The sequence below is a fragment of the Corynebacterium limaceinasi genome (assembly GCF_046717465.1).
Classification (GTDB): Bacteria; Actinomycetota; Actinomycetes; order Mycobacteriales; family Mycobacteriaceae; genus Corynebacterium.
Genome location: NZ_CP177100.1, coordinates 2,330,477 through 2,342,928 on the forward strand (window position 1 = coordinate 2,330,477; position 12,452 = coordinate 2,342,928).

Annotated in this window: 10 protein-coding genes and 1 pseudogene; 1 reads left to right on the top strand and 10 read right to left on the bottom strand. The window is 58.4% G+C overall.

Annotated elements, in window-relative coordinates:
- Positions 1 to 56: 56 nt before the first annotated feature.
- Genes ACLI1Q_RS11220 through ACLI1Q_RS11230 form a run of 3 tightly spaced genes read right to left on the bottom strand, consistent with a single transcriptional unit; the run spans position 57 to position 3,478 of the window.
- Entirely contained in the window at positions 57 to 977 is a 921-nt protein-coding gene (locus tag ACLI1Q_RS11220) for a cutinase family protein (protein WP_239269290.1), read from the bottom strand.
- Between the two features lie 33 nt (positions 978 to 1,010).
- On the bottom strand, positions 1,011 to 1,526 hold the full coding sequence (locus ACLI1Q_RS11225) for a DUF732 domain-containing protein (protein ID WP_239269291.1): 516 nt from the start codon (positions 1,524 to 1,526) through the stop codon (positions 1,011 to 1,013).
- Positions 1,527 to 1,528: 2 nt separating this feature from the next.
- Positions 1,529 to 3,478, bottom strand: coding sequence for an alpha/beta hydrolase-fold protein (locus ACLI1Q_RS11230; protein WP_239269292.1), 1,950 nt, complete (start codon positions 3,476 to 3,478; stop codon positions 1,529 to 1,531).
- 307 nt (positions 3,479 to 3,785) lie between these two features.
- On the opposite strand from ACLI1Q_RS11230, the gene ACLI1Q_RS11235 reads away from it, so the two are divergent.
- On the top strand, positions 3,786 to 4,610 hold the full coding sequence (locus tag ACLI1Q_RS11235) for a GDSL-type esterase/lipase family protein (protein WP_239269293.1): 825 nt from the start codon (positions 3,786 to 3,788) through the stop codon (positions 4,608 to 4,610).
- 130 nt (positions 4,611 to 4,740) lie between these two features.
- Here ACLI1Q_RS11235 and ACLI1Q_RS11240 read toward each other — a convergent pair.
- The 7 genes and pseudogenes from ACLI1Q_RS11240 to ACLI1Q_RS11270 form a co-directional block, all read right to left on the bottom strand.
- A pseudogene (locus ACLI1Q_RS11240) lies at positions 4,741 to 4,986 on the bottom strand (transposase); the annotation flags it as partial.
- A 239-nt stretch (positions 4,987 to 5,225) separates the two neighbouring features.
- Positions 5,226 to 6,260 carry an alpha/beta hydrolase gene (locus ACLI1Q_RS11245; RefSeq protein WP_284772114.1) on the bottom strand — a complete coding sequence of 345 codons (1,035 nt, stop codon included), beginning with the start codon at positions 6,258 to 6,260 and terminating at the stop codon, positions 5,226 to 5,228.
- Positions 6,261 to 6,399: 139 nt separating this feature from the next.
- On the bottom strand, positions 6,400 to 8,094 hold the full coding sequence (locus tag ACLI1Q_RS11250) for a hypothetical protein (protein ID WP_411697000.1): 1,695 nt from the start codon (positions 8,092 to 8,094) through the stop codon (positions 6,400 to 6,402).
- Positions 8,095 to 8,156: 62 nt separating this feature from the next.
- The gene (locus tag ACLI1Q_RS11255; RefSeq protein WP_023024308.1) at positions 8,157 to 9,137 is read right to left on the bottom strand and encodes a decaprenyl-phosphate phosphoribosyltransferase; all 981 of its coding nucleotides are present in this window, start codon (positions 9,135 to 9,137) and stop codon (positions 8,157 to 8,159) included.
- A complete protein-coding gene (locus ACLI1Q_RS11260; RefSeq protein ID WP_239269296.1) occupies positions 9,130 to 9,645 on the bottom strand; it encodes a phosphatase PAP2 family protein in 516 nt (171 codons plus the stop codon). Before ACLI1Q_RS11260 ends, ACLI1Q_RS11255 begins: the two co-directional genes overlap by 8 nt.
- A complete protein-coding gene (locus tag ACLI1Q_RS11265) occupies positions 9,635 to 11,587 on the bottom strand; it encodes a glycosyltransferase (RefSeq protein ID WP_239269297.1) in 1,953 nt (650 codons plus the stop codon). The genes ACLI1Q_RS11260 and ACLI1Q_RS11265 overlap by 11 nt, the downstream gene beginning before the upstream one ends.
- 143 nt (positions 11,588 to 11,730) lie before the next feature.
- On the bottom strand, positions 11,731 to 12,318 hold the full coding sequence (locus ACLI1Q_RS11270) for a three-helix bundle dimerization domain-containing protein (RefSeq protein WP_411697001.1): 588 nt from the start codon (positions 12,316 to 12,318) through the stop codon (positions 11,731 to 11,733).
- Positions 12,319 to 12,452: the final 134 nt, after the last annotated feature.

The following is a 12,452-nucleotide window of genomic DNA, read 5'->3' on the forward strand; positions in this document are numbered from 1 at the left end:
TTCTCCTTTGGTAAATGGTTTTGTCTTAAAAAATATCGATGTTATAGCGCCTCACATTACACGGCGTCAATGACGCCGTGTGCCCAGTCCACAACCCACTGGTTCGCAGTAGTCCCATCAATCACGCCGTCGTTGCTGGCGTATTGCGCGTGCACCCCATTGGCCCCGATCAAATCCTTGGCGCGTTCCAAACCATTGCCCACGCCGGTGGGCGCATCACACACGGTGTCATTGGGGGCACAGATCTGGAAGGTTCTATCCGCGAGCTCTCCGAAGCCGTGCGGGCGCGCGCCGCGCATGGTAGCCCCAGGCACGATGGGCTGAACGAGGCCGGAGACGGGCTCCAAGGCAATCTCGGCACCAATTCCGCCGAGCTCGTGGCCCGGATTTTGGCCCACGCCGTTTTCACGCCGGCCATCTGCAATCAGCGCCACGCCCGCGATATTTTCTGCGGGGATTACACCTTCGCCACCGCCAATGTCATCGGCCACATCGCCGGCGATCACCGCACCTTGGGAAAAACCACTCAAAATGAACTTAGTCTGTGGGCAGCTATCATGCATGCCGCGCAGCTCTTCATTCATCTTCGCGGTGCCCTCATCACGGGAATCGTCGTAGCTCATTTCCTCCTGCGCATTGATATTTTTAAATTGCGCAGTATAAGGAAGGGTCCACACCTTTACATCATCCCCGTAAGCCTCCTGCAACGGCTGCGTAATAGACAGCATGAACGAGCGCGGATTAGCAGAAGGGTTGAGGGGATCATCGTCGGCAGCCGATTCCCAGGTACCTGGCGCGGAGATGAACTCCGCACTCGGGCACCAATCCGGCTGGGATTCCTCCGGTGGCTGCCCGGATTCTGGCCCCTCGGGGGAGCTAGGCCCCGCCGAGTCCGAGCTCGTGAGGTAATGCGCAGCCCCCGCGCCGATAACGACGAGGAGAGCGAGGACGGCAACGACGGTTATGATTTTTCGCATGAACTAGTTGTACCCGGAAAACCTCAAAGAAAGCTAGCAAAGAGCTGAACGTGCGTTGTCCTGGAGAAGCTTGGTGAGCTCCTCATAATCCATGTCAGAGCGTTGCTGTTCAATCAGTTGCCCAGCTACCGCAGGAATAGTGATGCCATTGTCACCGCAGGCCCCTTGACCGGCGCCGAGGAGCTGATCTTCTACCCCATCGACATTCACGCCGGCATCCTTCAACGAATCCAAGTACGCAGCCTCTTCCTTGGGCAGCTGCGCGGAGGGGATCTCTGAAATCTCGCGCGCACCGCGATCCTCTGGGGAGTTCGCTGAACGAGACCCATTCGTCGGCTCCGCGGATTCCTTGGATTCGGATGGCTCCTGCGAGGAGGAAGCGCTGCTGGATGCGGACTCGCTACTACTCGTGGTCGATTCTTCGGAGGTTTTTTCGCGCGACAGCGGCGCCACCGAGGTGTCATTGCCGGAGTCACTATCCACGGTGGCAGAGTCACACCCTGCCAATCCGAGGCATAAGACCGCTCCTACGAGGGCTAATTTACGCATGCTTACTTCTTTTCAGTCTGTACGCGGCCCATGACTTCACTGATCGTCCCGTGCTGGAACTCCTGCTTCAATCCACCAGCGGCGATTTCGGAGTAATCAGAAGTGGGCCAGCCAAACTCGCCTTGCTCCCAGCCCTTCTTACCCCATTCATCCATAATGGCGCCCTTCAAAATGTAGTGCGCGCCGGATTCTGGGGACCAGTAGATGGAGCCATGTTCAAACTCCTGGAAGAAGCCGCCCTCTACCTTCTTCTCACCGTCCGTGGGGAAGCCCAGTGGGGAGTCAGCGCCACCCATGTCCTTGTACTTTTTGCCAATGGCACCAAAGGAGACCTGGTTCTTGCCGTCCGGGTTGCGGGTCAGAATGCCACCTTGGAATTCCTGGACAAGGCCATCGCCCACCTTCTTTACCGGGCCGGTCGGGAACTTCAGATCGCCGCCTTCGTAGCCCTTCTCGCCCCACTTCTTGTACATGTCACCGGTAATTTCCCAGGCGCCGGTCTCTGGGCTCCAGTAAATGGAACCGTGTTCAAAACGCACGAGGCGTCCCTTGCCATCCATCGTCTTAGTTTCACCGGACTTAGGGAAGCCCAACCAGGAGGTGGGGCCACCGATTTCCGCATAGCGGGCGCCGATGCGGCCGTACAGGGCGTGCGCACCATTCTCCGGGGACCAGTACGCCGTACCGGTTTCGAAGTCTTGTGCCTTGCCCTTACCGGCAACATCATATTCGTTATTCAGGCAGGAACCGAGTATGCCTTCTTTGGTGGCCTTGGCGATATCGCCTTCGGTATTACAATCCGCACCGCGGTCAGCCTTGTCAAGGTCGAGGGCATCAGCAATGTGCGGCCATGCATTTTGCATCTCAAATTGCCAGTATTCCCAGCTGTGCACGCCGGAGGGCCGGAATTCCACTACTGGTTCCACATTGGCGCGCTTCGCGTAATCCACGAAGGTCTGGGTGGACATCCGAGAGATAACTTCCAGCCCCATGCCGGCCAGACTTGCCTGTCCCTTGGCCACCGAGTCTTCCTGGCCAAAGTCGTCCTTGCCGTTACCAGCAGAGACATAGACCTGCATGTCCTTGAGGTTTTCGATGCCCAGCTTCGGATCGTGGTCGATCCAATCCTGCGAGCCCGGCTCGCCCCACATCTTGCGGGAATCGTAGCCGCCAGCATCGCGCTGCGCAGCCATGATGGCCTGTGGCATGCCACGGGTAGTCATATCGAGGTAGCCGGAGAACGAACCCACGAAATCAAACAAGTGCGGGTTACGCTCCGCCAAGTTGACCGCTGCGGTACCGCCCATGGACAGCCCAGTCACCGCGCGCTTCTGGTTGGAGCGGTATTCATGATCCAAAATTGGGACCAATTCCTTGGTAAGGAAAGTCTCCCACTTGTAGTTCTTCCCTGCATCCGGCTGCTGCCAATCGGAGTAGAAGGAAGATTCGCCACCCACCGGCATGATGAGGTTAACGTTGCGATCCGCATACTGGTTGAGGATATTGGTCTCAATGGTCCAGCCGGACTCGTCATCGCGGGCGCGCAGGCCATCAAGTGCCCATACCTCTGGGAACTTCTTCTCCGGCTGCGAATACCAGTCGCGCGCGAGCTGGATCTGCACCTTCTGCTCGTGATCCGGCATGGCTGCGGACTGGATATAAACCATCAGGTGACGGTTGGACAGGTACTCCACACGGTTGATCTTTACGCCATCCGGCAGCCCCTCCACCTGTGGGTATTCGGTCTCCACTGGGGTACGGGCCGGCGGATCCTTAGGCGCAAAGTGATCAGACAGGCTGCTGCCGTTGCCTGGCTGAGCGGAGCTCATGTCACCAAGAGAGCTTTGGGCGGTGGCGTTGGGCAGCAGGGCAAGTCCAACGGCAATGGCGGTCGGCATGGCTGCTACCGCGAGCCCCTTACGGACCTTGCCCGGGGAAGTGTTTTTGCGCATAGGTAAACGTCCTTGAAGATTTACCGCGGCCGCATTCCGAAGGTTCCCCTCCTCCGGACTGCTACCTGCGGCGTGAGCTGTCTATTGTGCGCTTAAGTTTAAGTTGAACTTGAAGCTTTGGAAAGGCTGACACGCCGTGCAAAGTTATATCACCATTTATCTCGATGCAGAGGCTGTCCCCCGGAATCACCCAATAAGCAATCTCCCAGCTTAACTACAGACTGGACTCTCACCAAGAAACCACTAAGATAACCACAGCATGCACAAAGGTGCACCCTGTAAACATCCCCTACCCAAGGCGAAAGATATGAAAAACATAAAGACCAAAATCACCGCCGGACTCATCGCCCTCACCACAAGCCTCACCATGGCCCAGACTGCAAATGCGGACCAAGGCAAGGAAATGGTCACCTTCGGCGATTCCTTCACCGCCAACGGCGGCGCACCAGGAGACCGAGGAGCAACCTCCCCATACAAGCGCCCCTTCCACCCCTGCTTCAACGACAAGCACAACTGGGCGCACCAAACCGCCAACAACCTCGACCACAACCTCGCCGACTACTCCTGCAACGGAACCAGCGTCTGGGTCAACCAACACGTCGACGACGCCATCAAACAAGGCAACATCGGCCACGACACCAAAGAAGTAGTATTCATGTACGGCGGCCTCCAACAAGGCACCTACTTCGACGCCCTAGCCAACGCCACCCTCCCCGACGTTCCCAAAGCCTCCACCTACCGCGGACTACTAGACTTCCAATTCAACAAAATCCGCAAAGCCGCACCCAACGCCCGCATCACCATGGTCAACTACGTCCCAATGACCGTCAACGACACCCTGTGCGTAGTCAACCACGACCAGCTGCAGCTCCCAGTAACTATCCCGGGCGCAACAACCGCAGAAGACGAATTCAACCGCGAAATCGGACGCGCAGCACACGACCTCGGAGTCAACTTCATCAACCTCCACGACCAAGCAAAGACCCACGACCCCTGCCAACCAGACACCAACCAACGATGGGCCACACTCGTGCAGACCCCAACCGCCCCATCCGTCATGCCACTACACCCAACAGACGTAGGACACGACGGAATGACCCAAATCATCACCCGAGAACTCCAAAACCACTAACCAAAGCACGAACCCGCAACACCACCGAAAGCGCCATGAACTAGTCCCCAAGAGTTGGACTGATTCGCTTCTAGGTGGCTAGGGGCGCAAGGGCCTGATTCCGATATTACATCGGGGTCAGGCCCTTAAGTCATTGTTGGGTGCGTTCGGTGTTGTACCACTGGATGTAATCTTCGATCGCCTGGGTGAACTCCTCGACGGTGTTGAAGTCTTCTCCGTGGTATATCTCGCTTTTCAGGTGACCGAAAGCGTTCTCTATTACTGCGTTGTCGTAGCAGTTGGCTGTACGCGACATCGACTGAACGCCGCCGTTGTCGTGGATCAATGTCCGCCAGGTTGAATGCTGGTATTGGAAGCCTTCATCTGTATTTTTCAGCTAGGCATTTTCGGCCGGCAACAGTTCGTTTTTGCGACGCTGTTTGTCTCCTTCAGTAAGCCCCTCCGGCTTGGTGCCCCTGCCCTGTTCGAAACGCTCCACCCTTTGCTCGCGCTGCGTTTCACTTAGCGAACTTCATAGTCCCAAAGAAAAATGCTCCCCACTAGTTGGTAGCTGATTTCTCAGTCCAACTACTGGGGAGCAGTTCAAACGGCGCGGGGATAGTCCGTTAGTGAGCCTTACCAGGCATTCAAAGCGTTGAGAACGCGTGGCTTGGAAGCATTGAGCTGGTAGTCCCATTGGTACCAGTTATGCAAGCCCTCGGCCGGGTAGCTCACCGTTGGGTTCAGACCCTGCAGTCGAGCGGCGCCTTCCCAAGCGCGGGTGGTCAGCTGAGAACCAACCTCCAGTGCGACACCCGGTGCTTGGAACTTCGGTGGGAGGGTTTCCTTATCCAATTGACCCGGCATACCGGATGCGGCTGAAATATAAACATCGGTACCACCATCGCGCAGCTGCGGAATCAGCATGAGCGGGTCATTCTGGAAACGCCTTGGGTTAAATAGGGAACCGTACATGGCGTTGACATTGAACCCGCCTACATCCAGCATGGCCAAACGAAGGACAGTCTGGGCACCTGGAACCGTCATAGTCAAGTAACCAGAGTAGGACAGTACCTGCTTGAACTGGTCAGTGTGCTTAGCAGCCAAAGTCATGGCGGAACCGGCACCCATGGAGAGGCCAGCGATCGCATTGTTGTTGCGGGCCACGCCAAAGTTCTGCTCGAGGTAGGCAGGAAGCTCCTGGGTAAGGAAGGTCTCCCACTTGTAGTTAACCGGATCGTTCGGATCATACTTGCCCGGTGCCTGCCAGTCGGCATAGAAAGAAGACTCGCCACCTGCCGGCATCACGAGGGTGAGGTTGCTGTCCGAGTAGGTCTTTGCGGCATTAACCTCGCTATGCGGGCTAACCCAGCCGCTGGTTGCGTAGGTAGCGCGCATGCCATCCAATAGGTAGAAACCAGCGTTGCCGCCATTCTTTGCGGGCTGGATCTGTACCGGGATATTACGGTTCATGGACGGGGACCAGACATCACAGCGCTGAACCCAAAATCCAACTGGGTCCCATTCACAGGTGCCAGTATTATCCGGACGCAGCCAATCGCGGTTTCCCGCGTGTGCCTGCTGCGTGCCGCCTGCCACTACGGCGAGGCCAAGCGCTACGGCCACCGCCATGATGACCGATAGGACGCGTCCCCTCAAAGATGCAGTCATCTTTCTCCTCCACAAAGTACTCAATTATTGTTCTTTGGCTTTATCGCTGGGAACCTGTGAATCGTTAACACCCCTCAGCGAAAACCTCACTGAAAGGCAGTGTAGTTCACTCACAGGCTTTTTGCCTCATTATCAACCATCATTGCAGGTAATCCCCCGGATCGGAGGAAAAGGTTAGGGTTCTTCCCTCTGTCAGGGAAAATTTAATATTTTCTAAGAATCGGCCCCAGGTTAGCGGTTGCCTATAGGTGGCAAAGAGTTTCTGGAAATTGGCATCATTAAGCGCAGTGCGTGCTTGCCACGCGGAATCTTTATCCTGCCCCAGCAATAGGGAGTCAATATCCACTGCAGAATCGGCAATCTGCCACGCCACACCAAGGCTCTTATCATGGCCAATGCGCCCGCCCTCGATGCGGGGCTGGCGCGCTGCTAGGGGATTACTGAGCCCAATTTCATCGAGCACGCGCACCTCAAGCGGGGCATTCATAGAAGTAAGACCGAGGTTAACAAAATACACAGTGGGAGGATCGGAGCGTTCCGGATCCGCGGGCACCGTCGTCCACGATGGTTGGCCCCCTTCCTTGCTATAGCGGAAGGTCATGGCATCGCCGGCTGCCAAGTCCTGCACCGCTTTTTCGTAGTCATTCATCACATCCATACCCAGGAAATCCTCGACCCGGCGAGGTGGTTCCTGCCGGTTGGTGATATCGGTCCAATAGTCCCGCTCATCCACAACAGTAAACTTCCCCGCGTACGCAGCGCGGTCTACCGGGTGGCCATGCACGACAATAACGAGAGCCCACACCGCAGAGAATACGGCAGCCCACCAGGTTCGTAGATTAACTACGAAGATGGGCAGGAGCGCAGCAAAAAGCGGAAGCAGCAACATGCGTCCATGCATAAAATCGCCGCCCACGTGCACAACATACAGGGCATGCAAAAGCGCAGCGCCCAGGAAGATATAAACCACAGTCTGCAGCGAGCGCAGCGCCGGCGGGCGAAAATTGGCGTTCCATAGCGCCGCCACTGCCAGCACGATGAGTGGGAGGTACAGCGCGTAGGGCGCCATAAAGTCACCCAGATACGCAAACCCTTTGCCCCACGCGGAACCGGCCGCGGATTTCGCAACGGCGGTATGAGGCGTAAGCAGGCCGTAGTAGCCCATGCGGAAGACTTGATACCCCAGGGGCAGGGGCAAGGCGGCAGCGATAACCTTCCACGAACGCGTGCTCACTATGAGTACAACGCCAACCAAGCCGCCATACAGGGCGAGCTCAGGGCGAATGAGCCAGGACAGCCCCGCCCAGAATGCCAACCCATACACGAGAGGCTCGGGCGGCAATTCTTGTCGCGGTCGCGCCCATGAAATCAGCATCCACCACAAGACGGCCAAGTAGAAAAGACACAGGCTCCATTCCAAGCCGGAGGTAAAAAAGTCCCGTGCCGGTGGCAGGGCCAGATACACCAAGGCACCAGCGGGAAGAACAATTCCCTTGTGCATGCTTGCCGATGCCCACGTGCCCACCACCATCGCCGCAACCGCCAGGATAAGCCCGAGGTAGATGGCGATCGTTTCGAGCTCAGCACCGCTTACCCACCGCGCCACAAAGATGAGGTATTGCCAGACCGTGGAGGTATTGGCCTCGACGCGCTCGCCCACATTGAACACAGGCCCGTTGCCGGCCTCTAAGTTGCGGACGGTGCGCAGGACGATGAGTCCATCATCGGCGATCCAGCGGCGGGCAAAGCCACCCCACAAAGAAAAAACACCGATAATAAGAACCGAGGCGGGTACGCTCCAACGTACGATTCTCTTGTTACCGGTGTTAACCACGTCGGGTGAGTATATCAGTTCCCTCAAGATCTTCTAGTTCAACACGTCTATGCCACCGCTGCTTAGACCAATGGCATGATGTAGACGGCCATGGCGATGCAGGCCAGCCAAGCGATGGCGAGGATCTGCAGGGTGCGGTCCCCCAACGCGATTTCTTCCGGCGCCCCGCCCTGGCCGCGGTCCACATCGGCGGCATAGCGCAGGATGGCGATGGTAAACGGCACCATGGAAATCTGGTACCAGACGCCACCAGAGGTTGCGGCATTAGCCAGCTCAAAGCCCCACAGAGAATAGAAGACCACCACGGCGGTGGCCGCTAGCGTCCAGACAAAGCGCAGGTAGGTCGGCGTATAGCCCTGCAAGGATTTGCGGATCTTCGCGCCGGTCTTTTCCACCAGCAGGATTTCGGCATAGCGCTTACCGGAGGCCATAAACAGCGAGCCAAAGGCAGCAACCAGCAAGAACCACTGCGAAAGCTCAATATCGGCCGCCACGCCGCCGGCCATGGTGCGCAGCATGAATCCGGAGGACACCAGCGCAATATCGATGACCGGAATGTGCTTCCAGCCAAAGCAATAGCCCAGCTGCAGGGCGATATAAACCGCCATGACGATGGCTAGCTCTAGTCCCGCGGTGGCCAAGAAAGACAGCCCGATGGACAGGCCTACGAGCACCACGGCCATGACATAGGCCACCTTGATGGGCAGCACGCCCGAGGCGATCGGGCGGAAGCGCTTGGTCGGGTGCTCCTGGTCCTCGCGCCAATCCTTGGCGTCATTAATCAGGTAGATGGAAGAAGCGCCGAGGCAGAAGACGATGAAGGCTAGGAGGACATCGACAAGCACGCGCCCGTGAAAGAGCGAGTCCGCACCGGCCGCAGCGGGCGCGGCCAGCACGAGAATGTTTTTTACCCATTGCTTCGGGCGCAGGGCCTTGACCATGCCATCGGCCAAATTCTTCGGCGGCTTGCGCTTACGGCCGGTATCGACGCCAGACGTATGCGGCTCCGAATGGAGAAAGTGCTGGTTGCCGTCCTCACTCATGCGTCTTTCCCTTCGTCATTGCCCGCGCGGTAGCAGCGCCAATGGCTGCGCCCGCAACGGTATCGGTTGGATAGTGCACCCCGAGCACCATACGCGATGCCATCATCACCGGCACTCCCACAAGCGGTGCCTTGGACCCCGTCAGGCGGGACAGGCCCACCAAAAAGGCCGTGGTGGAGGTAGCATGCGAGGACGGGAAGGATAGGCGCGAGGGGGTTTTGACCCCAACGCGCACGTAGGAATAATCGGGCCGCTTGCGCCGCACGATGCGCTTGAGCACCACGCTTGCCGCGTGCGCGGTAAACGCCGCGGCACCGATCCGAATCCACTCCTCCCGGCGCTGCTTGTCCAAACTGGCCCCAAGTGCCGCGCCACCCATCCAGCCCAGGGCGTGCTCGCCCAAGTGACTTAAACCGCGGGCGGCGGGCAGCACTCCCGGCACGTCAAAGGCGGCGTCCTGGATGGACTCCAAGACGTGGGATTCTGCGATGGAAAGCTTATTGGGCATCAAAAACCTTCTTCCAGGAAGACCGCGCGGTCAGTTCTGGCAACGCGGCGCGGTATTGTGCCCGCAGATCATCGAAGTTCTCTTCAATTTCTTTCAGCAGGCTGCGGGTTTCAACGATAAGCTCCTTGGCCAAATCGCGGTCGCGCTTGCGGAAGGCCACGCCCGTGCCGCCGGCCGTGGAAACGGTGGCGGAGTCAACGCGGGAAAGGGTAAACCAGCGCGCCTCTTCCGGGGTGAGGTTCAGCTGCGGCGCCGCTTGATGCGCGGGATCCTCCTTGCTCAGCAGGTGCTTAAGCCCCTTTACTGCCCACGGCAGCTTCTTGACCTTGGCCAAGCGCCCGCCCACATTGCGGGTGGGAACGCCCGGCGCGCCGGTCGGCGCCGGCAGCTGGTCTGCGGATTCGATGATGACCGCATCCGAGTAGTTCTTGCGGATCTCCGCGATGCGTGGCAGCGAGGTATCCAAGATATCGAAGAGGTGGTCCGGTCCCGCCAGGAAGTCCTTCATGGCCTCAATTTGGATGGCCATGGTGGAGTATTCCATGCACATGGTGTGCTTGAGCGTGGACTTAAAGATGGACTTGGTAATGCCAGATACTGCGCCATCGTGGTACAGCGAGGCCACGATCAAGCGGTTGCGCAGGTGGAAATAGGCCTGCCAGTCAATGGCATCGTCCTTATCCGCCCAGGCCATGTGCCAGATGGCCGCGCCCGGCCAGGTCACCGTGGGGAAGCCATTGCGGGCAGCGCGCAGGGAGTACTCGGTATCGTCCCACTTGATAAACAGCGGCAGTGGCTGGCCGTTGGTCTCTGCCACCACGCGCGGGAAGAGACACATCCACCAGCCGTTATATTCCACGTCCACGCGGCGGTGCAGCGCGCGAGAATCGTACTTCTTTGGATCCACATGGGTTTCTGGCGTGCCAATGGCGCGCAGCGGGTACTTGGCAAAGTCGTGGTCATACACGGCATGCGGCGCGGCGCCCCACATGAAATCGGAGCGGTTGACCTGCTCACCGGTGGTGCGCAGCTGGGAGCGCTCCTGCAGGTTGAGCATCTGCCCGCCGACGATGATCGGCTTTTCCGCATAGCGTGCTGCCTGCACCGCGCGCAGCACGGAGTCCGGCTCGATGGCAATGTCATCGTCCATATACAAGATGAAGGGCGAATCCGTATTCTCCAGCGCCTCGTACATGATGCGGGAATAGCCACCGGAACCGCCGAGGTTGCCCTGACGGAATTCGCGGAAGCGATCGCCAAAGTGCGCTACCGCCTCGTCGTATCCGGGCTCATCGGCCGGGTGCTGGTTGCCTTGGTCCGGCATGAGGACGAAGTCAATGATCTCATCCACCACGGGATCTTCTGCCAGGGCTTGCAGGGCGGCGACGGCATCGGTGGGGCGGTTGAAGGTGGGAATACCGACGGCGACGCGCTTTTCGGAAGGGGCGATCTCGGTGCCATCGGGAAGCGTTTGCGCCGCTGGGGCCTGCGGGGAGCACCAGGCAGCATCCGCCAAGGTGGTTTCCTTTTCCGCGGTGATATCGAACCACAGCCAGCCGCCGTCCTCGAAGTTTTTGAGCGGCAGCTCAAACTCGTGGTGGCCCGTGCCAACGAGGTGGTTGGCCACGGAAATGCGCTGGCCATCCTGCTTGGACCGATACAAAGAAACGTTGGCTTGACCCTCGATCTCCAGGCTTAGAACCACCGAGCGCAATTGCGACCAGCGGCGCCAGTAGGAGGCCGGGAAGGCGTTGAAGTAGGTTTCAAAGGAGGCTTCCTCGCCGGCCGGGATGGTCACGGCGGTCCGGTTTGTCCAGCTCAAGCGCTCGCGGTTTTGCTCCGCCTCGATGAGGTAGAGCATGCGTACATCAAAGGGTTCGCCGCGCTTGGGCAGCAAGATTCGCTGCAGGGGCTCATAAGCCGAGGTGTTGTTGGCAGTCACGATTGCTTCGATTCTCCAAACGGTTTAAACAGTAGTCAGCGACCTAGCGTAGTTGCTTTCGCGCGACTGCTCGGGTTTACACGCGGACAATAAAAGAAGGGCCGAGGAATTCCTCCTCGGCCCAGGGCTTATGGTGCCTCCCCTTATGCGCTCACGCGCTCGGTTACCGGGTCGATGCCCACCTTGTTCAGCATGTAGTAGACGCGGGCTTCTAGGTCATCGGCAAGCTCGCGGGCCTGCTCAACGGTCTCAGCCGGGACAATGTCCCAGATCTTGATGTCCTTGCCGGCCTCATCGCGCTCGACCTCGCGGCCCAGGTACACGATGTAGTCCGGCATGGCCACGGTCCGCACCTCTTCGAGGTACTTCTTGGGAGCCTGTCCCATGCCGCGCTCGCTCATGACGTGCGCCAGGTGGTCATTGCCGTCATTTTCCGGGTGCGCGGCGGCGGTATCGACGTAGAGCGCCTCCCCCGCGTGCTTCTTGGTAAGGTCCGCTGCGGCCTTGGCCAGGGCGTGGTTATTGCCCGCGGCGAAGCGAACGTGGATGCGGTGGGCACCGAAGAACTCGCGCACCTCGCGCTCTACCAGCACGGGGATGAATTCCACGAGCTCGGCTTTGGCGGTGTGCTTGGCGATGACCTCGTCCAGCTTCGCATCGATGTCAGCACGGGTATATCCGTGACCGTACTTGGTATGTAGGTCATGCCGGAGGGTTTCAAACTGGTTCATTGTTATCCCCTTTCCTGGATTCTTTCCCCGTTTGCTTTTTGTTAACTTGAAGTTAACCTTACAGCGCGGTGTGACATCCGTCAATTGATTGGTCATAACCCATTAGTTAGACCTCCCGTGGAGCAAGTTACGCG